Origin of the sequence: Myxococcus sp. CA005, from assembly GCF_006518205.1 — a bacterium.
GTDB classification, from domain to species: Bacteria; Myxococcota; Myxococcia; order Myxococcales; family Myxococcaceae; genus Myxococcus; species Myxococcus xanthus.
This window is the reverse complement of sequence record NZ_SRLV01000091.1, coordinates 1-20,359: the sequence shown is the minus strand read 5'-3', so window position 1 is coordinate 20,359 and position 20,359 is coordinate 1. Positions and strand designations below refer to the sequence as shown.

The following is a 20,359-nucleotide window of genomic DNA, read 5'->3' as shown; positions in this document are numbered from 1 at the left end:
TCCCTCGTTAGAAGGGGCACGATGACTCGCACGCACCGACCGACCTTGCTGGCCCTCGTGCCCCTGTGTGCCCTGCTGGTGGGCGCACCGTCCGCGCTCGCGAGGGCGCCCGCCCCGGCGGCCAAGGCCACTGCCACACAGGCCCCCGTCTCCGACGTGGTGAAGGCCGCCCGGCCCAAGGGCGGCGAATTCTTCGGCCTGTACCTCATGGACAAGAAGGTCGGCTGGCTCTTCACCGACCTGGAAGTCCTGCCGGGCCAGCCCGCGCGGGTGAAGACGACCAACCAGCTCGTCTTCAAGGCCATGGTGGGCTCGCGCGTGTCGGAGCGCATGCACGACGAGGAGCGCATCTACGAGGCGAAGCCCGGTGGGCGCCTGCTGTCCTTCGTCGTGAAGCAGACGGGTGACGGCGGCACGCAGACGCTGGTGGGCACGGCCACCGCGGACGGCTTCCAGGTGGTGCGCAAGCGCCCGGGCCGCCCCGACGAGACGCTGCCCAAGCGGCCTCCGACGAAGGAGCGGGTGGAGGACGCCGACCCGCCGCGCGTGGCGCTGCTGCGCAAAGCGAAGGTGACGGGCTTCTCGCTGGATGGAATGGACCTGGAGTCCTACGGCCTCTCCACCACCGTGGAGCCCGAGGAGCAGCGGACCATCAACGGCGTACAGGTGAAGCTGGGCAAGGCCGTCACCGTGTCGGAGAAGGAGAAGGTCCCCGTCGTTTCGTACATCACCCAGCGCGGGGAGATGGTGCTGGTGGACTACGGCACGACGATGCAGGCCCGGAAGGAGACGGAGGCCGTCGCGAAGCGGCTGGACCTGGTGGAAGTCTTCGGCCTCACCCGAGTGGTGCTGCCCAAGCCGCTGCCCGAGTCCGCGCGCACCGTGCCCGGCCACGTCACGCTGGTGGTGCAGGGCCTGCCCGCGAAGTTCCAGCAGCAGACGTACCGGCAGCAGTTCAAGCCGCAGGCGGACGGCAGCGTGGAAGTGACGCTGTCCGCCGCCGCCCCCAAGGCGCGCAAGCCCCTACCGCTGAAGGACCCGGAGGGTGGAGAGAATCTCAAGTCCACCCTCGTCGTGGAGAGCGACGCGCCGGCCATCCGCGAGCTGGCGAAGCAGATTGTGGGGACAGACAAGGATGCGTACCGCATCGCCCAGAAGGTGAACACCTGGGTGTACTCCAACCTGGAGAAGGACTACGGCGCCAGCGCGGACCGGGCCACGGACGTACTGAGCCAGAAGAAGGGCGACTGCACGGAGCACTCGCTCCTGTCCGTGGCGCTGCTGCGCGCGGCGGGCGTGCCCGCCCGGCGCGTGGACGGCGTCATCTACATGATGAACCAGGACGGCGTGCCCGCCCTCTACTGGCACGAATGGGTGGAGGCCTTCGTGGGCGAGTGGACCCAGTTGGACCCCACCTTCAACCAGGTGGTGGCGGACGCCACGCACTTCGCCTTCGGCAAGGAAGGCAACGCCGAAATCACGCCGCTCATCGGCGCGCTGAAGGTGACGGCCGTCAAGTGACGCAGGGCGCGCCGGCCCCTGCTCAGGGGCCGGTGAGCGCCGCCAACCGCTGGGTCAGCACGTCCGGCTCGGTGACGGGCAGCTCGCAGACGAAGCCCCGGCACAGGTAGGCGGCGGCCCGTCCCTTCACGGGCTCACGTCCTTCGAAAGTCCCTTGTAGCAACGCAGGCACGGGCTGCCCTGGCGCCTTCCAGGCCAGCGCCACCGTGGGCGCGAAGGCACGGTCCATGGCGGCCCGCAGCGGCGCCACGTCGTCGGACGCGCCCGCGACGGTGACGGACGCCGCGCCCTCCAGCAGCGCATCCGCCGCCAGCCCCAGGTAGCCGTAGCCCATGGTGTTTCGCACGAGCCCGTCGTGCATCCGCGCCACGTAGCGCTCCGGCAACTCCAGGTGCTGCTTGTCCCCCGTGAGCGCCGCCAGCTCCACCTGCGCCTCCGTCAGCGTGGAGGCCCCGGACGGGAAGGCGTTGTCGAAGAGGCCATACGTCGCCACCACCAGGTCCCTCTGTCCCCGGGGCGCGGTGAGATACGCCGCCTTCTCCGCGTCCCAGAAGAGGTCCACGGCCCGGCGCACCAGCGCGTCCGCCGCCTCCAGGTACTTCACGTCGAAGGTGGCCTGGTAGAGAGCGGTGAGGCCCGAGGCCAGGTCACCGTAGTCCTCCAGGAAGCCGTCGATGCGCGCCTGGCCCTCCTGGTACGAGCGCGCCAGCCGCGTCCCGTCCCACGCCTTCTCCAACACGAAGTCCGCGGCGTCCGCCGCCCACTTCGCCCACTCCGGCCGGCCGAAGACACGCGAGGCCAACGCGAGCCCGCGAATCATGAGCCCGTTCCATCCCGACAGCAGCTTGTCGTCCCGGCCCGGCTTCACCCGCCGCTCCCGCGCGTCGAAGAGCGTCTGCTTCGCCGCGGCCAGCTCGCGCTCCATGGCGTCTTCGGAGACGCCGCGCTCCCGCGCCAGCTCCGACACTGGCACCACCACCTCCAGCACCGTCGCGCCATGCTCGAAGTTGCCGCCGGGCTTGATTCCGAAGTGACGCAGCACCAGCTCCGCCTGCGCTTCCGGCAAGGCCGCGCGGACCTCCTCCGGGCGCCAGACGAAGAACTTCCCCTCCTCGCCCTCGCTGTCCGCGTCCTGCGCCGCGTAGAAGCCGCCGCCCGCGTCAGTCATCTCGCGGCGCACGTAGGCCACCGTCTCCTCCACCACCTTGCGCCACAGCTGGCGCGGCTCCACCTGCTGCGCCTGCGCGTAGAGGTGAAGGAGCTGCGCGTTGTCGTAGAGCATCTTCTCGAAGTGGGGCACCAGCCAGCGCTCGTCCACCGAGTACCGGTGGAAGCCGCCCCCCAACTGGTCATAGATGCCGCCCAGGGCCATGCGCTCCAACGTCAGGAACACCGCGTCCTTCAACGGCGCGCCGCCGCCTCTTCGCCACGCGCGCAGCATCAGCGCGAAGTTCATCGGGTTGGGGAACTTGGGCGCGCCGCCGAAGCCCCCGTGGACCGCGTCCACCTGCTTCGCCATGCGCTGGCCCATGCCCACCACGTCCGCCGCCGTCAGCACCGCGGGCGCGGCCTCCAGCCCGTAGGTGGCCAGCTCACCGAGGCCCTCCTCGAACTGGCCGGACTGCCGCTGCACCTCGTCCTGCTTGTTCTCCCAGGCGTCCCGCAGCGCCATCAGCAGCCGGGGGAAGCCCGGACGGCCGTAGCGGTCCTGCGGCGGGAAGTAGGTGCCGCCGTAGAAGGGCTTCAGGTCCGGCGTGAGGAACACCGTGAGCGGCCAGCCGCCACCCTGCCCCATGAGCTGCACCACGCCTTGATAAATCTGGTCCAGGTCTGGCCGCTCCTCGCGGTCCACCTTGATGTTGATGAAGCCCTCGTTCATCAGCCGGGCCGTCTCGGGTGACTCGAACGACTCGTGCGCCATGACGTGGCACCAGTGACAGGCGGAGTAGCCCACGGACAGCAGGATGGGCTTGTTCTCCGCCTTCGCCTTCGCGAGCGCCTCCTCCCCCCAAGGGAACCAGTCCACGGGGTTGTGTGCGTGTTGGCGCAGATACGGAGAGGGTTCCCGGGCCAGACGATTGGAAGTGTCAACTGACGGAGGGGGCGTGGCCATCGGGACTCCAGGAAGAGGAATTGCTGTCGAGATACGAACCCGCGTGAGGGCGGGCAAGCCGAAAGCACCGGAGGGACGCTGGTCAACAGAGGGGTGGGCCGGGTAGGTCGCCGTCGTGTCTCTGCCATCTCCCGCCTCGACGGGCCTCAGTCTGAAGACCTGCGTGGCGCTGCTCGGCGTGGCGATGGCGGCGCGGCTCGCCCTGGTGTTGGGCACGGACGTCTACTTCGACACCGCCTATTACTGGCAATGGTCCCGCAAGCTCGACTGGGGCTACTTCGACCATCCACCGTTGGTGGCCTGGCACATCGCCCTGCTGGGAATCGAGGGCACTGCGATGCTGTGCGGTGTGGGGACGGTGGCCGCGGTGTGGCGGCTGGCGCGCGACGTCCATGGCGACGCGGCGACGGCCTGGCGGGCGGCGGCGCTGTGGAGCGTCGTCCCCGCGGGCGCGCTGGCCGGCGTGTGGCCCACGCCCGACTCGCCCCTGCTCCTGTTCTGGACGCTGGCCCTGTGGGCCCTGTGGCGGGAACGATGGGTCCTGGCGGGACTGGCCGGAGGGTGCGCCCTGCTGTCGAAGTACCCGGCCGTGCTGCTGGGCGTGGCGTTCCTCATCGCCACGGTGCGAGCGCGGCGCCTGCCCTGGGGAGCGTGGCGCACGGCGACGCTGGCGGGCGCCTTCTTCGCCCCGGTGGTGTTCTGGAACGCGGACCATGACTGGGTGGGCTTCGCCTTCCAGCTCAGCCATGGCCTGGGCCGCGACTGGCGCAGCGGTTGGAGCACCTTCGGCGAGTTCCTCGCGGGTCAGCTCGCCCTGGGAGGCCCCGTGCTCTTTCCCCTCGCGCTGGTGTACGGCGTGCGCGGTCCGCGCGAGCACTTCCTGCTGCGCATGGCGGCCTGCGTCCCCCTGCTCTTCTTCGGCTACGCGTCGCTGCGCACAAGGGGCGAGGCCAACTGGCCGTCCGCGGCGTACCTCGCGGCCTGCGTGGGCGTGGCGGGCATGCGGCCCGTCTGGCAGCGCGCGGCGGCGTTCAGCGGGCTGGCGGTGGTGCTGGTGGTGGGCTCGCACCTGCTCTTCCCCGTGCTCCACTTCCGCCGGGACAGGACGCTGTCGCGGACGCACGGCTGGAGCGTGCTGCGCGAGCTGGCCACGCCGCAGCGGTTGTTCCCGGAGCTGACGCCCGACAACGTGGCCGCCGTCTACGCGCCCAACTACCAACTGGCGTCCCAGGTGGCCTACTACGCGCGGCGGCTCACGAAGACGGGGGCACCGGCCCGCTTCAGCCAGTATGACCTCTGGGCCGACCCGGAAGTGACGCCCGGGCAGGACGTGCTGTGGGTGAGCGAGGGCGGAGCGCAGCCCCCCGAGGAGCTGGCCTCTCGCTTCACCACGGTGGAAGGCCCCGTGGAGTTCTTCGGTGACTTTCGTGGGCGACGGTTGCACACCTTCCAGGTGTGGCGGCTGCGAGCGCGCAAGCCCTGAGCGTCGACAACGGGCGCAGCGCCTCCACGCCTGGCCAACCGGCCTTGTTCACCGACGGGCAGTCTGGCCCCCTGCCTTTGACGGTGCCACGGGTGAGCCCTAGGTTTCCGGTTCCAGGTGCGGTGGAGGAGCCGATCTCTCCCAGGGGCCCGCGGACCTGCTTCCAGGAGGGGCTTCGCCGTGACGCACGCATTCCAGTCCCCTGCCGCGCCGGATGACGTGGCCCGGATGAACCGCTCCCGGCGGCTCGTGGTGGAGGCCCTGGGCTGCGGACTGCTCGTGGTCGCGCTGGAGGGCGCCCACCACGGCGCCGAGCACCTGGGCGTGAGCGCCACGGATGGACGCCTCTTCATGTCCCTGGGGGCGGGCGCGGTGCTGGCATGTCTGGCCTACGTGCTTCAACCGCTCACGGGCGCGCACTTCAATCCCGCGCTCACCTTCGCGGATGCGCTCGAAGACGGCACACCGTGGCGTGACGTGCCGCTGTACGTGCTGGCGCAGGTGGGCGGTGCCGTCGCGGGCCGGTGGGTGGCCCACGTCATGTGTCATGAGCCGATGCTCGTCGGCGCGAGTGAGCCCACGGCCAGCTTGGCGCAGTTCGTCACGGAGCTGGTGTCCACCTTCGGGTTGCTCGTCATGGTGCGCGGCTGCGTGCGGAATCGCCCTACCGCGATTCCGCTGGTCGTCGCCGGCTATCTGGCCGCCACCGTCTGGTTCACCGACTCCCGGGCCCTGGCGAACCCGGCGCTCATCCTCGCCCGGGCGTTCAGCACCCGCCCCAGTGCCATGCACTCCATGGACGTGGAGTCCATCATCGCCGCGCAACTGCTGGGCGCCGCGCTCGCGGTGCTGCTCTTCCGCTGGTTGCAGCGGACGCCGCGAATGAAGCAGGCCCGCGTCTGGCCCATCGTCTTCGAATGCTCGCGGCCGGAGGTCGCGCAGCAGGCCGTGGGCATCTTCAACCACCTGGCCTCGCCCCAGCGCGCGCGGGCCACGACGCAATGGCACGCTGGCGATGACACGGACCTGCCACCGCTCATCGTCCGGCTGGTGCTCGCGGGAGAACCCACAGAGCCATCACACCCTGACGGTGTCTCCTGGCAGCTGCGGGTCCCAGCCGACGCGGTGACCACCGAGGAGCCCCGGCTCCGCGCGGAGCTCCGAGCCCCCATCCGCCAACTCCTTCGAAACCGGGGCTGGCTGCGGCTCCATGCCGTCGGAGACGCGGCACGGGAAGGCCCCAGCGGGCCGCGGCCCTAATCCAGCCGGCGGTGACGCGCCCGGAACAGCGCGTCGTACAGCCCCAGGAAGAGGTGCCCGCCCAACGTCAGGCCCTGCTCAATCTCGGCGGCCCCCGCGTCCGTCTCGTAGGGAGCATCCAACTGCCGGTAGAAGCCTTCCGCGTGCTCTTCGTCGAGGTCCGCGTGCGTGGGGTAGTGCACCACCTCGCCGTGCTGGAGCCAGCCCCGCGCGACGATGCCGCGGCCCAGGTCCAGGGAGATGCCACTGAACAGGTCCTCGATGATGCCGAACACGGCGAGCCCCGTGAGCGGCCCCTCGAACGCGGCGATGCCGGTGAGCGCGACGTTGAAGGCACGCACCTCCGGCCAGGTCACATGTCGCTCCACGCGAGCTGTCTCAACGCCCAGGCGCGAGAGGAGCAGGTGGAACGTGCGCTCGTGGCCGTGAGCCAACGTGCCGCGTCCGTGCTCGTCGAAGATGTTCTCCACCAGCGGCAGCCGCTGGTGGGGCCGAGGCAGCCGGCTGGCGAGCATCGCCATGGGCCTGGAGAAGTGCGCCACCGCGGAGGAGAACTGGAGCTGCGTTTCGACGAAGTCCTCCCGCGCGAAGGTGCCGTCTCTCAGCGCGCGCAGGTAGGGCGCATCCAATGCGTTCCACTCCGCCTTGAGCCCGGCGATGTGCTGACGCAGCTTCAAATTTCGGATGAGGGAAGGTGCACCCATGCTGGCGCTCTGGCAGGAAAGGAGAGGTCGAGAGAATAGACGGTGCACACCGAATCAGGAGCGATGCCCACCTCTCGCAGCCAGTGGACGTGGTCCTCCAGCCGCTCGTCGATGCTGAAACAGGCGAGCGCCTCCTCCCCGAGCGCCGCCAGCTCCACACCGCAGGTACGAAGGTACTCGCCCCAACCCTGCGTCCAGGCTTCGGGCGGCGCCGCCAGATGGACCAGCGGCCACGGGCGCCCCGTGGACAAACGCTGAAGGTCCTTGGCCCCCGCCGTGGTGCACCACCCCGCCCCTTCCAGCGTCCTGGCGGGCGCGGGCCCCAGACGGAGCCCTGCTCCCGTGGGGCGCGGGGGTGCACTCCGCGTATCCACCGCCTGAAGCCGAGCGGGCGGCACGAAGTAGAGCGCGAGCTGGCTCGCGGGGCGCCCCATGCGCAGCGGATTCCACCCACGGGCGATGCGCATCACATCGCCCCGGGCGCCGCGCATGGCCGCGCCGTAGAGGAAACGAATCCGGCGCAGCGGAGGAATGAGGAAGAGGTGCTTGAGGCCTTGAAGCAGGAGCTTCGTGGAGAGGCCGGAGCCCCGCGCGTGCTTCGCCAGCTTGAGGTCGCAGATGTAGAGCGCGTCCACCTTCCGCGTCCCGTGCCACACCGGACGCAAGACCCCCGTCACGGAACCGAGCAAGTCGTCGCCACGGAGCGCCAGCAGGAAGTACGCCTCTCCCATGGAGGAGAAGAACGGGTGGTACCCGGGCCCATGGTCGATGAAGAAGTGGTCGGCCCCATCCGCGAGTGGATAGAGGATTTCACGCTCCAGCAGGCGCAGCCGCTCGACATAGGGCCCGAGCGAGTCGGGCCGGGCAACGATGAAGCGCACGTCACTCATGGGCTGTCTGGCACGCGGAAGCCGACCTCGATGCGCTCGTAGAACAGGCTCCTGTCCCTGGCAAGCAGCTCCGCGCCGAGCGCGTCATCGAACTCGAAGGCGGGCTGGAAGAAGCCGCGAAGGTCCCGGCGGTTGTTGAGCTGGCGGATGAGGACGGCGCAACCGGGCCGGGCCTCACGTGCGAGCACCCCCGCCCACTCCGCCACCAGCGCGTCTTCCGACCAGTCGAAGATGTTGGAGAGCGAGATGACGTCGAAGCGGTCCAGGCGCGGCACATCCGGCAACGAGCCCTGGACGAGCGTCAGCGCCAGCGGGCCTTCAGCCCGGAGATACTCGGGGGCATCCTCACGCAGGTACCTGCCGAGCAGCACGTGCTGGAGGAAGGGATTTCGAGGCGCATCCTCGCGCTGGAGCCCGCGTTCGAAGACCGCCTGGAAATAGCCAGGATACGAGCCGGGCTCGGCATGCTGGGTCGCCGCGGGACCAAACATGGTGTTCAGCAGCGGCGCCGCCAGGGCCAGCTCGAAGGCCACGGGCCAGTAGGGCGAAGCGAACCAGCGGGCACAGGCCTCCCGGCGTTGTGAGGCCGTGGTGGCCGGCGCGAAGAACGCGGCGAGTTCATGCGCGGGCGCGACGAACTCCTCGATGAAGCGGCGGAGCGTGCGGAAGAGCCCCTCGAATTCGCCGCGCTGATTCAGGGCCGCCGCGTCCTCCGCATCCACGCTGTAGCGCGCCAGCGGAAGGCGACCGAGCCCCTCCGCCTTCTCCCGGACATGCGCGAGCTGACGCGGGTTGAAATCGAAGCCCACCAGCTCGAGCGCTGGATGGCGCCGCGCCAGGGTGAGGAGTGTGCAACCTCCCGAGGCCACCGTGAGCACGGCCCGCGCCCGCGTGCGCTCGACGAGCGCCAACTCCAGCGCGGCATCCTCCCGGACAACGGCGAACTTCAAGCGAAGGGGCGGCGTCGAAACCAGGCCAGGTTCCATGGCATGGTTCTACCTCGGAACCCCCATGCCGCTCGCGACAGAATCCCTCACCCCTTCGCAGTTGCGTGAATTGGAGCAGGTCGATGCGCGGCACGTTCCGCGGCTCGCCGTGTTCCTCATGCTCTACCTGGGCGCGGCGGCGCTGTCCGTGGTGCTCGCGGCGCGGGACACGGCCTGGACAGACTGGCTCGCTCGCGCCCCGCTGTACCTCATCGCCGCGGCGTCGTTACATGGCATCAGCCTGTTCACCCATGAGGCCGTCCACGGTGGCCTCGCGCGGCGGCCCTGGTTGAACCGGCTGGGTGGCATCGCCTGCGCGCTCCCGGTGTTGCAGAACTACGCGGCCTACAAAGTGCTGCACCTGAAACACCATGCCGACCTGGGCGGAGGGAAGGACCCGGACCACTACGCCAACTACACGGGTCGGCGGTGGCTGGAGTTGTTGATGCATGTGGGCCGGCTGCTGCTCGGTTATCCCGCTTACATCACGATGATTCCCATCTTGGGTTGGCGACAGGGAACGACCGCCGAGCGCCGATGGGTGCTGTTCGAAGTGGCGCTGGCCGTCGCGGGCCTGACGGCCGCGGTCATCTTCATCCCCGGACAGGTGCTGCTCCATGCCTGGGCGATTCCGATGCTCCTCCTCAACACCCTGGTCAACGTCCGGGGCATGAGCCAGCACACCTTCCTGCCAGAGAGCACGCACCCGGTCCGAGGCTCCCGGACCATCCTGTCGAACCCGGTGACGCGCTTCTTCATGTGCAACGAGAACTACCACCTGGAGCACCACCTGTACCCCCGCGTGCCCTGGTACAATCTGCCCGAGTTGCACCGGACGCTGCGCGCGGACCTCGTCGCGCAGGGGGCCCCCTTCATCCCGTCCTACTTCTCGTTCGTGCGCGGCGTCCTCTCCGGTTCGCTCATCCGAGGGGCGAAACCCGCCACGCCCGATGCCTGAGCGGCTGTACCCGCACGAAGTCCTGCTGGCGGCGTTCGGCATCGTCCTCTCCACAGCGCTGGTGTTCGTCGCGGGAATCTCCGCGACCGTCACCGCGCAAGCCGTTGGTGGCACGGTGCTGTTCATGGGCAGCGTGGCGCTGCTGGCGCGACTGGACGCAGTCGCCCATGTCTTCCGGGCACGGCTGCTGCTCGCCTACCTCGCGACGTTCTTCTTCTATGCCTCCGTGAAGCAGGCCGTCCCCGCGCTGGGGCTCGTGACGCGTGATGCGTGGCTCCTGTCCGCTGACGTGTTCCTGTTCGGCATCACACCGGCCGCATGGCTCCAGCGGTGGAGCACGCCCTGGGTCAACGAGCTCTTCAGTGCCAGCTATCTAGCGTTCCACGGATACCTGCACCTCGCCATGGCCTGGGCGCTGGTGGGGCCGCGTGCGCGAGCGGAGCGCTTCTTCATCGACGTCTTCTCCGCCTATCTCCCGGGCATCGCCGGCTACTACCTGATGCCCGCCATCGGTCCCGTGGCCGCCTGGCCGGAGCTGTTCACCGTCCCCATCGAGGGTGGCTGGTTCACGCAACTGAATGCCGCCGTCGTGGCGAGTGGTTCGTCCACCTACGACCTCTTCCCCAGCCTGCACACGTACATCACGCTGGTGCTGCTCGAACACGACCGGCGCCAGCACCCGTGGCGGTTCCGGCTGATGGTGCCCGTCGCCGTGGCCATCCTCATGTCCACGCTGGTGCTGCGTTATCACTATGCCGTGGACCTGCTGGCGGGCGCCGTGTGGTTCATGGTGTTTCGCGCCTGCTTCCCCCGGCTTCAGGCGCGCTGGGAGGCGCGGACGGCGCTATCGAAGCACGAAGCGCCGACGGTGGGCGTCGGGTGACAGTCCGGTGCGCGCCTTGAAGGAGGAATGGACCGTGGTCATCCGCTACACGCATGACGTGGAGAAGACGTCCGAGGGCTGGCGCATCCGCCGCGTCATGCTCGCCCCATCCACTACCGGGGCAACTCTGTGGGGCTGGAGTGCGTGAAAGACAAGCGCCGCGTCTGAGGCGTCAATCCGGTTCGCGCGTTGCGGCGCTTGTCCGCAGCGCGCCCGGAAGCCGCCACGCCACCACGACGGTCGCAAGCATTCCACCCGCCCCCGCCACCAGCAGCGTCACGGGCGCGGACGTCGCGTCCAGCAACAATCCTCCCGCGACGTAGGACAGCCCCGCCGCCACACCAATGGCGCCGTAGAAGTTGCCGAATACCCGCCCCCGCATCCCAGCCGGAACCCAGCGCTGGATGAGCGTGTGGCTGGCCACATCCATGGCGGCGATGCCCACACCGCGCACGGCCTGCATCGCGAACGCCGCGGAGACGGCCCAGGCCAAGCCGGTCAGCAGGTTGCCCATGCTGCTCACCGCGAAGCCCAGCACCAGCATCACCGGCATCGCCGCCCCCGCGCCCAGCCGCGCCATCAGCACGTAGCCCGCGACCAGGCCCAGCCCCACCGCGCCCAGCAGCAACCCCACCGCCGAGTCCCCTGCCTGGAAGGTGTCCTTCGCGAGCAACACCAGCGCCACGTCATCCACGCCGTTGAAGGCCACCACGGCGCAGAAGCCCAACGCGACGACGCGGGCCACCCGCGCCCGCCAGAGGTAGACGAGCCCGTCCCGTGCCTGCCGGAACAACGACACGGGCGGCGCGGCGCCGTCATGCGCAGGCGGCACGGACGGCAGCGCCACCAACAAGCCCGCGGACAGGAAGAAGGACGCCGCGTCCACCAGCAGCACGCCCTGGAGCCCCACGAGCGGAAACATCGCCGCCGCGAGCAACGGCCCCAACGCTTCGGCGGCCTGCGTCCCGAAGCCCACGCTGGCGTTGGCGGCCTCCAGGTCCTCGCTCCGCACCAACGCGGGCACCACCGCCCGGGAGGCTGGCTGGAACACCTGTCCGGCAACCGCTCGCGCGGCGACCAGAGTCAGCAGTACCGGCAGTGGCGGCATCGTGAGCGCGATGAGCACCAGGAGCGCGCCCTGGAGCAACTCGCAGGCAATCATCACTCGCTTGAGGTCGAACCGGTCACTGATGGCCCCGGTGAGCGGCCCCAGCAAGGCGGGTGCGAAGTCCCCCACGAGCAGCTACAGGGAGACAGCCAGCGCCTGCCCCGTCTGCTCCGCGACGTACAGCATGAGCGCCACCAGGCTGAGCGCATCACCCGTGAAGGAGAGGACTCGCGCGCCCCACAAGGCCCGGAACGCCGAGTGGTGACGCAGCAACGGCAGGGCCCCTGTCCCGCGCTCACGGGTGTTTGAATCACTCGCTGGAGCCGACATGCGCCGCGCGTCTCCACCCTTCCGGAATCAGGCGCCGACACCGTAGAGGAGACGCGTGGCGGGCTTCAATTCCCCAGCCACGAACAGACGGGCATCCGGACCGGTTCGCGGTGGTGGGGCAGCGCAGCGCGGACACCCACGGCACCCTCACCAACCTGGTGCGCCCAGACAGCTTCCGGTTCATGTACACCGAGATGGAAGTTCTTCGTCCCGACCGCTGCACATTCCATGGCGTGGGAATTGTCCCGGATGGAGAGATTGTGCCCACCACGGAAGACTTCGCGACGGGCAGAGACGCAGCGCTTTTGAAGGCCATCGACGTGCAACAGGCACACGAGCAGGTGCTCGCTAGAGTGAGTGCGGACGGCGCCTTTCGATGCGGGCGTGTGAAGCGAGAGGATGGCGCTCCACACCCCGTGGAAAGGAGCAGTCATGAACTCACGTATTCTTGCTGTCGCTGTCCTGGGTGCCGCGATGTTCACCGGCTGTGGTGAGCCGGAAACCACCACAGAGGCGCCCGCTGGAGAAGGCGTTGTCATCCCGCCAGTGGAGACGCAAGAAGGGTCCGCCACTGTCACCGCCGCCGCGTACTGCGACGACGTGACGACATGGAATTCGGCGTGGACGGCCCTGGAAGACCAGGTGCTCGTGCTCGTCAACGAGCGCCGCGCCGCGGGAGCCGTCTGTGGCGGCGTGGCCAAGCCGCCCGCGCCCGCGCTCAGCAACAACCCCCAGTTGCGGTGTGCGGCGCGCAAGCACTCCAAGGACATGGGCACCAACAACTTCATGAGCCACACGGGCTCGGACGGCTCCACGCCCTGGCAGCGGATGAACTGGGCCGGCTACACGTACCGCAACGCCGCGGAGAACGTCGCGGCCGGCTACTCCACGGCCCTGGCCGTGGTGAATGGCTGGATGACCAGCACCGGGCACTGCAACAACATCATGAACCCGGCGCTGCTGGAGATTGGCGTCGGCTACTTCAACGCGCCGAACAGCACGTACCGGCACTACTGGACGCAGGCCTTCGGCCGGCAGTAACACCGGTCTAGAATGCGTGGCCGGGCGCTCATCCAGGGCGCCCGGCCCGCCTCGTTCGTCATGGACTTCCTCCTGCTATTCGTCGGTCTCATCAAGGTGGTGTTCGGCGGCCTGGTCGCCGCGCTGGGCATCTGGCTCGCGCTGCGTGGACTGAGCCGCATCCTCGGCGCCAACCCCGTGGAGGAGCTGCGCCAGGGCAACGTCGCCGCCTGCCTCGTCCACGCCGCCAGCCTGGTGTCGCTGGGCCTGCTGGTGCAGCACGCGGTGCAGGCCACGTCGGACGCACTGGACCTCACCGTGCAGAATCCGCCGCTGCATCTGCTGGTCGTGGGCCGGCTGGTCGCGGTGGCCGTCCTGCACGTGGGGCTGTCACTGGGCGTGGGCGTCACGGTGCTCGGCACGGGCGTGCTGCTGTTCGACCGGATGACGCCGGGCATCGACGAGCTGGCGGAAGTGCGCAAGGGCAACGTCGCGGCGGCGCTCATCCTCTCCGCCATCCTGCTGGTGCTGGCGCTGCTGACCGCCCCGGGCCTCCAGGCGGCGCTCAACGGGCTCATCCCCTTCCCCCAGCTCCCTGAAGGGACGCTGCGCGCGCCCGCGTGAAGACGTTCTTCAAGTGGATGCTCGGCGTGGTGGGCCTCGCCAGCTGCTTCTGCTGCTGTGGCCTGGGCACGCTGGGCCATCTGGCGGGCATGGACATCGCGCCACCAGAGCCCGGCCATCCCAGAGGCGCCCGCGCGGTGGATTTGGGATTGGTGCTGCTCCCGCCGGGCACCTCACCGCAGCGGGCGCGTGATTACGACTGGCGAGCGGACAGCATCCAGCCCCCCGAGCACCACGTCTCCTACGGCCTGGGGACGGCGCTGGCCCAGACGCTGGCGGATGAACACGCGGCGCTGGGCCGCCGGCTGCACTACCGCTCACTGGGCAGGGAGCGCTTCTCGTTCAACGCACCGCCCGGCTGTAGCGCCGACATGCGCTGCATCTACGAGGAATTGATGCGCACCAACGCCGAGCCCGTGCGGAGGCTGGGTGACACCTTCGTCGCCTCCATCCGCGAGCGGAGGCTGGATGCCGCGCAGGCCACGCAGCTCATCCTCGGCTTCGTTCAGAGCATCGACTACGAACTGCCGGAGCACGAGGCCTTCGGCATCGTCCCACCGGCGCTGGTCCCCGCCGAGAATCGCGGCGATTGCGACTCCAAGGCGGTGCTCGCGGTGATGCTGCTGCGGCAGGCGGGAGTCGACGCGGTGGTGCTGTACTCCGACCCGCTGTCCCACGCGGCGGTGGGCGTGGGGCTGCCCGGCAAGGGCACGGCGCTGCGCTACGCCGGGCGCAGCTACCAGTACGCGGAGGTCACCGCCCAGGGCTGGCCACTGGGCATGATTCCGCCCCAATACGACAAGCCCCGGCTGTGGAAGGTGCTGCCCCTCAACGGGGGCCCGGACACCGCGGGCTGACGCCTCTGGGCATCAGTCCGCCTCGGCGCCTGGCGCCGCGAGCAGGCCCCGCACCAGGTGCTCGTAGGCCTCCTTCATTGGCAGCTCGGAGTCGACCTTGAGCCGCCGCCGGAGTGTCTGGGTCCGCCGGCCATCCCGTGGGTCCACGCCCTCCTTCTGGTACGCCTCCCACCACACCCCGCTTCCACGCCGTTGCCACAGGGGCACGTCGTTGAAGTTGATGCCTCGCTGGAAGAGCAGCTCGTTCTTGTAGCTCACGGGCTTGCCGTCCAGCTCACGGGTGGCCTGCGCCGCGCTCCGGCCCTCCTTGCGCAGCGTCCAGTAGCACCAGCCATGCAGCGAACACCGGCTGCCGTCCGCCTGTCGCCAGATGAAGTAGTCCAGCACCGCGCGCTCCGATGCGCCCAGCCATGCACGGCCGTCGAACACCGCCGGGACACCCGCGGCGTGCGTGAAGGTGGCGCTGGCCAGGCCCGCCGCCAGCGATACCACCTTCTCGACGGAGCGGTCGAAGAGCGCCCAGTCCGGCCGGAAGAGCACGGAGATTTCGTCGCTCTGCGTGTATGCGTAGACGCCTTGGAGTTCCTCCAGCATCACGCTGGCGGTGCGCACCATGAACTGGTGGAACACCGGGTCGAAGGGCTTCTCGTAGCGGGCCTCGGTGAAGCGCGAGAAGCCCCGCCCATCCACGCGCAGCACCACCCAGGCACCCGGCAGCATGCGCTGGCCGTGGAACACCTCGCCCTGCCTTGCTCGCGCCGCCAGTTCATCAGGGTCCATCGGGTTCCTCCATCCAGGGTTGGACGCGAATGCCACCGTCGGCGTCCAGCGTCACGTAGAACAGTGCGTCGAAGCCCTCCTCGAGCCGGGGCCGCTCGAGCTGCTTCACGGTGGCACGCAACGCCACCTCCGGCACCCGGGCTCGCCCTTCACGCAAGGCATTGCGCGCCAGGCAGTCCTCCAGCTTCGACGCGAAGTAGTAGCCAATGATTCGGGCGTGGAACTCGCGCCCCAGGGCGATGAGTGGCGCGCGCACGTCCGCGGAGGGATTGGTGTTGTCCACCACCACCGGCCGGCCCGCGGCCAGCGCCTCGGCGATGTAGCGGCGCTGGCGGGCCTCCTTGCGAACGGCGTGAGGCCACAGGTCCTTGCTGACGTGTACGTGCGTGGCCGCGAAACGCTGCCGGTAGAGGCTGCTCTTGCCCGAGCCCTGCAAGCCAACAAAGAGAACCAGGTCCATGACGTGCGGCTCCGGACGCCTCCGCATGAGAGGGCCTGACAGCGACGGTCCCCAGCCATAACGCTGCCACGCGAAAAAGACAGTCAACCCGACACATCTATCGCATCCGCAGTGTCACCCAAACGCCACGAATGCCTTTCATTCCAATGAATTCCCAGACTTGGGCATGCATTGACACACTCATCTTAAGCAGACTAACAAGCACTTCTCGTTTTTTCGAGGATTCAAGCGTCGTGCAGCACGGAAGTCCCTCTCAAGGAGACCCACCATGCGTATGCCGTCCTCGTTGTCCCCGCTGTCCCTCCTGGCCCTCGGTTGGGGCTTGTCCGCGCCAGTCACGGCGCTCGCCGCGAACACACCGGATCTGCGCCCCGGCATCATCCGGAGCACCGCGGCGCTGGGCCCCGCCCGGGTCCTCACTGGTGCCGAGGTCGACAAGGCGCGCCTCGCCACGGGCATCGACCGCGCGGCGAGCGGCACATATGCCCTTGCCACGAGCGCCGGGCATATCTTCCACCGGACGGCCCAGCCCATCCATGCGTTGAAGACGCTCGATGTGCCGCGTGCGTCGGTCCAGCTCCACACCTGGCAGGAAGAGACGGCGGACGGCCGGCGCCAGGACTTCTTCGCCTACAGCCAGGGCGGCGTGGCGTTGCTGGGCCGCGTGCAGCCGACCGAGTACCTGGTGCGGCTGGAGCACGCGCGCTTCGACCCGCTGAAGGGCGCACAGCCCCTGGTCGCGGGCGTGCTCACCTCGGACGCCAGCAACACCCTGCACCTGGTGCAGTTCCACGCCACGCCCCTGCCGGAGTACCGCGACGCCATCAAGGCCGCGGGGGGCAAGGTGCTGCGCTTCCTCACGGACCACACCTTCCTCGTGGAGATGAGTCCCAGCACGCACAAGCGCGTCGCCGGGCTGCCCTATGTCCGCTGGGTGGGCGCGTACCATCCGGAGTACCGGGTGGAAGGCGTGCTGCGCGAGTCCCTCCAGGGGCGCTCGCTGAAGCTGGAGCCGCAGCGCTACTCCATCATGGTGGGCGAGCGCGGCGCGGCACGACAGGGCGAGGTCGCCTCGCTGGTCCGCACGCTGGGCGGCACGGTGGAGCTCATCGAAGCGGGCGGCCTGCGCGTGGAGGCCACCCTCACCCAGTCCCAGTTGGAGCGGCTGATTCGCTCCAACGCCGTGCAGTACGTCGACCGCTGGGGCGGGCCGGGTGAGCTCGACAACAACAACGTCCGCGATGTGGGCGGCGCGACCTACCTCGAAGGCCTAGAGGGCTTCAGCGGACAGGGCGTCCGCGGCGAAATCTTCGACACGGAGCTGCGCACCACGCACCAGGAGTGGGCGACACCTCCCCTCATCCACAGCACGTCCACCACGGGCAGCTTCCACGGTACCGCCTGCTACAGCATCAACTTCGCCCGGGGCGTGGACGGGAACGCGCGCGGCCTGGTCCCCTCCGGACAAGGCATCTTCTACCGCTACAACGAGTCCTCCCAGTTCGGCGGCGCCAAGTCTCGCTACGACATCAACCGGGAGCTCATCGACCCGGCCGGGCCGTACCGCGCCGTGTTCCAGACGTCCAGCGTGGGCAGCGCGCAGGTGACGAGCTACACCACCATCTCCGCGGAGGTGGATGACTACCTGTTCCAGTACCCCATCCTCAGCACGCAGTCACAGAGCAACACCGGCAACCAGAACTCGCGGCCACAGGCGTGGGCGAAGAACATCGTGTCCGTGGGTGGCATGTACCACTACGACAACACCAACCGCGGGGATGACCGGTGGAATGGCGGCGCCAGCGTGGGTCCGGCGGCGGACGGCCGGCTCAAGCCGGACCTGTCGTACTACTACGACCTCATCCGCTCCGCGTCGAACACCAGCAACACGTCCTACACCAACTTCGGCGGCACCAGCGCGGCCACGCCGCAGACGGCGGGGCACTTCGGCCTGCTGTTCCAGATGTGGCACGAGGGCGTCTGGGCGGGCTTCGGTGGTGGCGCGGATGTCTTCGCCAGCCGTCCGAAGATGGCCACGGCGAAGGCGCTGATGATCAACATGGCCCATCGCTACAACTGGCTCGCGGGCGGCTCCAACGGTGACCTGACGCGCGCGCGGCAGGGCTGGGGTACCGCGGACGTGAAGCGCCTGTATGACCGCGCCGCCGTGACGAGCATCATCAACGAGACGGACACCCTGCTCCCGCTCGGCACGAATACGTACAACGTCACCGTGGCTCCCGGGGAGACGGAGCTCAACGTCACCATGGTCTACACCGACCCCGCCGGCACGGTGGGCGCGGCGCACGCCCGCATCAACGACCTGTCGCTGCGCGTGACGTCCCCCACCGGCGTCGTCTACTGGGGCAACAACGGCCTGACGGCGAGCAACGTCTCCACGGCGGGCGGCGTGTCGAACAAGGTGGATACGGTGGAGAACGTGTTCCTCGCCAACCCCGCCGCCGGCACGTGGACCGTGGAGGTGATTGGTGACGAAATCATCGAGGACACGAATCTGGCGACGCGCGTGCTGGACGCGACCTACGCGCTGGTTGTGAGCGGCGGCAAGATCTAGCAGGCCAGGGTTGAGCTGACGCAGGCGCCGGGCCGGTGTTCCCTTCGCGGGAGTGCCGGCCCGGACTGTTTCTGGAGGACTACCGCGAGCCGCTCGTACGCCGTGCCAGGAGTGCCGGCGTCACCGGGTGCTCGCGAAGGAGCTCGATGAACAGGGGCTGGAGCTGCTTGCGGATGGCCTCCTCCAGGCCAGGGATGGCCAGCAACTCCTTGGTGGGGCCCGCGAACGCCATCTGTCTCCGGGGTCCACTCACGGCGACGATAGCTGTCAGGCCCTGCGCCACCCGAGCCCAGGGGAATGCCCCCCGCGTCTCACCTGAGAGCTTCGCCAGTGCGCCCCGGAGCGCTTGAGTGACGCCCTTCACGTGTGCGCCATGCCGCACGGTCCGCACGGCGTTGGCAAATGACAGCAGCGTGCTGTCCTCGTCTTCGCACCACTGCAATGCACACTGGACGCGCAGTCCATCCCACGTGAAGTCGAAGACGACCGGCTCGGGGTGGAGCTGGGGCCGAGCCTCCGTGAGGACGTGAGCCCACTGCGCCACGCCACCGGGCAGATGCCACAGCGTGCGCTCTCCCCGCTGGAGGTCGGCAAAGCTGACGCGCAGCCCCGGAGCGAGCGCCGCCAGCTCGTTACAGCGACGGGAAAGGCGAGCCCTGTCGAAGGCGAGCACCTCGAAGATGGTCGCGTCCGGAACGAAGTGGACGCGTACCCCTCGCTCCGCGGAGACAGGCATTGGCTCCATCGGCGTCACCGCCGCCCCCTCTCCCTGGGGATGGCCGTGCTCGCCCATCACCCGCCACTGCCGCCCGTCCGCCCAGATGTCCACCTGGTAGCGGGAAGACAAGGCCAGGGACACGACGAGCATGCTGTCCCAGCCCCAGCCATCGCCCGGCGGACGCCCCAAGAAGCCCGCTCCCGTCGCCACTCTGACCAAGTTCTCGGCGGTAACGGTGCGACTGGTGCAGAAGAGCGCGATGGAACCATCCCCTCCCACCTCCAACACCACGTCCCTGCACTCCCCACGGCGAGCTTCTTCGTAGGCAACGTCCAGGAGGAAATAGACGAGGTGGTGCAGCCCGTACTCGCCAACGTCACCGCAATACATGCCGGGACGCTTGCGCACGTTTTCGACAATGCCCCCAGGCAGATGCATCCCGAGCATCCCGTCATTCTACCCCAGCCTTTGGGCTCCCTCTCGCACTCCAGAACACGCGGACGTCCGTCCCACTGGCCCTGGCCCCGGCCCGGTGGCATGACGTGCCCATGGCCCGTGACGTCTCCTTCTTCGACCAGCTCGGCTCGCTCCTCGCCCAGGAACGCGAGGCCGAGAAAGCCCGCCTGGCCGCGCTCGCCCAGAGCCTCACGCTGAATGAGCGCGAGGAGCACGGGCTGTCCGTCCTGGACCTGGAGTCCATCGAGGAGGAGGTCGGCCTGGGAGGCCGCTTCCTCGTCACCCTGGGCCGCGCGGACCGCCGCCCCTTGCCCACCCGCCTGCACAACGGCGACCTGGTGGCCGTGCTGCCCCGCCGCGCGGAGGTGAAGGAGCCCGCCCGCGCGCTCATCTCCCGCGCCACCGCCACGCGGATCCAGCTCGCCTTCGACCGCTCCCCGCCGCCCTACGTCCACGAGGGCCTCCTGCGCCTGGACGTCGTCCCCAACGACGTCACCTATGACCGGCTGCGTGCCGGCCTCCAGCGCATCAAGGCCCTGGACAAGGGCGCCGAGCGGCACAAGCGCGAGGTCGTCCTGGGCAACGAGCCGCCCCGCTTCGACAAGCCCCGCGAGTTCGAGCCCACCCGCCCCC

General features: G+C 69.1%; 19 protein-coding genes and 1 pseudogene. 11 read left to right on the top strand and 9 right to left on the bottom strand.

Features of this window, described 5'->3' with window-relative positions; all coding sequences use genetic code 11:
- The first annotated feature begins 21 nt into the window (after nt 1-21).
- Complete coding sequence (locus FMQ63_RS30170; protein ID WP_171452279.1) at nt 22-1,521, top strand: transglutaminase family protein; 1,500 nt, start codon at nt 22-24, stop codon at nt 1,519-1,521.
- Between the two features lie 22 nt (nt 1,522-1,543).
- Here the strand turns inward: FMQ63_RS30170 and FMQ63_RS30165 are convergent, their stop codons facing one another.
- Nucleotides 1,544-3,634, bottom strand: coding sequence for a thioredoxin domain-containing protein (locus FMQ63_RS30165; protein ID WP_011555905.1), 2,091 nt, complete (start codon nt 3,632-3,634; stop codon nt 1,544-1,546).
- Nucleotides 3,635-3,749: 115 nt separating this feature from the next.
- On the opposite strand from FMQ63_RS30165, the gene FMQ63_RS30160 reads away from it, so the two are divergent.
- Both FMQ63_RS30160 and FMQ63_RS30155 read left to right on the top strand, forming a co-directional pair.
- Nucleotides 3,750-5,117 carry a glycosyltransferase family 39 protein gene (locus tag FMQ63_RS30160; protein ID WP_011555906.1) on the top strand — a complete coding sequence of 456 codons (1,368 nt, stop codon included), beginning with the start codon at nt 3,750-3,752 and terminating at the stop codon, nt 5,115-5,117.
- 180 nt (nt 5,118-5,297) lie between these two features.
- Nucleotides 5,298-6,377 carry an aquaporin gene (locus FMQ63_RS30155; RefSeq protein ID WP_020478827.1) on the top strand — a complete coding sequence of 360 codons (1,080 nt, stop codon included), beginning with the start codon at nt 5,298-5,300 and terminating at the stop codon, nt 6,375-6,377.
- On the opposite strand, the gene FMQ63_RS30150 is transcribed toward FMQ63_RS30155, so the two are convergent.
- Genes FMQ63_RS30150 through FMQ63_RS30140 form a run of 3 tightly spaced genes read right to left on the bottom strand, consistent with a single transcriptional unit; the run spans nt 6,374 to nt 8,957 of the window.
- Nucleotides 6,374-7,081, bottom strand: coding sequence for a TenA family transcriptional regulator (locus FMQ63_RS30150; protein ID WP_011555908.1), 708 nt, complete (start codon nt 7,079-7,081; stop codon nt 6,374-6,376). The two genes, FMQ63_RS30155 and FMQ63_RS30150, sit on opposite strands and share 4 nt — an antisense overlap.
- The gene (locus tag FMQ63_RS30145) at nt 7,051-7,971 is read right to left on the bottom strand and encodes a hypothetical protein (protein ID WP_011555909.1); all 921 of its coding nucleotides are present in this window, start codon (nt 7,969-7,971) and stop codon (nt 7,051-7,053) included. Before FMQ63_RS30145 ends, FMQ63_RS30150 begins: the two co-directional genes overlap by 31 nt.
- Entirely contained in the window at nt 7,968-8,957 is a 990-nt protein-coding gene (locus FMQ63_RS30140; RefSeq protein ID WP_011555910.1) for a DUF3419 family protein, read from the bottom strand. The genes FMQ63_RS30145 and FMQ63_RS30140 overlap by 4 nt, the downstream gene beginning before the upstream one ends.
- Nucleotides 8,958-8,982: 25 nt before the next feature.
- Here FMQ63_RS30140 and FMQ63_RS30135 point away from each other — a divergent pair, with 25 nt between their 5' ends.
- The 3 genes from FMQ63_RS30135 to FMQ63_RS30125 are packed head-to-tail and all read left to right on the top strand — an operon-like array spanning nt 8,983 to nt 10,946.
- Entirely contained in the window at nt 8,983-9,915 is a 933-nt protein-coding gene (locus FMQ63_RS30135; protein ID WP_225909490.1) for a fatty acid desaturase, read from the top strand.
- Entirely contained in the window at nt 9,908-10,798 is an 891-nt protein-coding gene (locus FMQ63_RS30130; RefSeq protein WP_011555912.1) for a phosphatase PAP2 family protein, read from the top strand. Before FMQ63_RS30135 ends, FMQ63_RS30130 begins: the two co-directional genes overlap by 8 nt.
- A 7-nt stretch (nt 10,799-10,805) precedes the next feature.
- Nucleotides 10,806-10,946, top strand: a complete 141-nt coding sequence (locus FMQ63_RS30125; protein WP_011555913.1) for a hypothetical protein — start codon at nt 10,806-10,808, stop codon at nt 10,944-10,946.
- A gap of 24 nt (nt 10,947-10,970) precedes the next feature.
- On the opposite strand, the gene FMQ63_RS30120 is transcribed toward FMQ63_RS30125, so the two are convergent.
- Complete coding sequence (locus FMQ63_RS30120) at nt 10,971-12,035, bottom strand: MFS transporter (RefSeq protein WP_020478826.1); 1,065 nt, start codon at nt 12,033-12,035, stop codon at nt 10,971-10,973.
- Nucleotides 12,036-12,041: 6 nt separating this feature from the next.
- Nucleotides 12,042-12,236 carry a hypothetical protein gene (locus tag FMQ63_RS30115; protein WP_020480784.1) on the bottom strand — a complete coding sequence of 65 codons (195 nt, stop codon included), beginning with the start codon at nt 12,234-12,236 and terminating at the stop codon, nt 12,042-12,044.
- A 432-nt stretch (nt 12,237-12,668) separates the two neighbouring features.
- On the opposite strand from FMQ63_RS30115, the gene FMQ63_RS30110 reads away from it, so the two are divergent.
- The 3 genes from FMQ63_RS30110 to FMQ63_RS30100 are packed head-to-tail and all read left to right on the top strand — an operon-like array spanning nt 12,669 to nt 14,737.
- Nucleotides 12,669-13,277 (top strand): CAP domain-containing protein, encoded by a 609-nt coding sequence (locus tag FMQ63_RS30110; protein WP_225909491.1) that lies wholly within the window; start codon nt 12,669-12,671, stop codon nt 13,275-13,277.
- A 12-nt stretch (nt 13,278-13,289) separates the two neighbouring features.
- Complete coding sequence (locus FMQ63_RS30105; protein WP_011555915.1) at nt 13,290-13,880, top strand: DUF350 domain-containing protein; 591 nt, start codon at nt 13,290-13,292, stop codon at nt 13,878-13,880.
- Complete coding sequence (locus FMQ63_RS30100) at nt 13,877-14,737, top strand: hypothetical protein (RefSeq protein WP_011555916.1); 861 nt, start codon at nt 13,877-13,879, stop codon at nt 14,735-14,737. Before FMQ63_RS30105 ends, FMQ63_RS30100 begins: the two co-directional genes overlap by 4 nt.
- A gap of 12 nt (nt 14,738-14,749) precedes the next feature.
- Here the strand turns inward: FMQ63_RS30100 and FMQ63_RS30095 are convergent, their stop codons facing one another.
- On the bottom strand, nt 14,750-15,517 hold the full coding sequence (locus FMQ63_RS30095) for a tRNA(His) guanylyltransferase Thg1 family protein (protein ID WP_020478824.1): 768 nt from the start codon (nt 15,515-15,517) through the stop codon (nt 14,750-14,752).
- Nucleotides 15,507-15,977: an ATP-binding protein gene (locus FMQ63_RS30090; protein WP_225909492.1), complete on the bottom strand. Its 471-nt coding sequence runs from the start codon at nt 15,975-15,977 to the stop codon at nt 15,507-15,509. The genes FMQ63_RS30095 and FMQ63_RS30090 overlap by 11 nt, the downstream gene beginning before the upstream one ends.
- A 268-nt stretch (nt 15,978-16,245) precedes the next feature.
- Here FMQ63_RS30090 and FMQ63_RS30085 point away from each other — a divergent pair, with 268 nt between their 5' ends.
- Complete coding sequence (locus tag FMQ63_RS30085; protein WP_011555919.1) at nt 16,246-18,552, top strand: S8 family serine peptidase; 2,307 nt, start codon at nt 16,246-16,248, stop codon at nt 18,550-18,552.
- A 79-nt stretch (nt 18,553-18,631) separates the two neighbouring features.
- Here the strand turns inward: FMQ63_RS30085 and FMQ63_RS30080 are convergent, their stop codons facing one another.
- On the bottom strand, nt 18,632-19,678 hold the full coding sequence (locus tag FMQ63_RS30080) for a DNA gyrase subunit B (protein ID WP_228556521.1): 1,047 nt from the start codon (nt 19,676-19,678) through the stop codon (nt 18,632-18,634).
- Nucleotides 19,679-19,818: 140 nt separating this feature from the next.
- Between FMQ63_RS30080 and FMQ63_RS30075 the strand changes: the two are divergent.
- Nucleotides 19,819-20,359 (top strand): annotated as a pseudogene (locus FMQ63_RS30075) (AAA family ATPase); the annotation flags it as partial.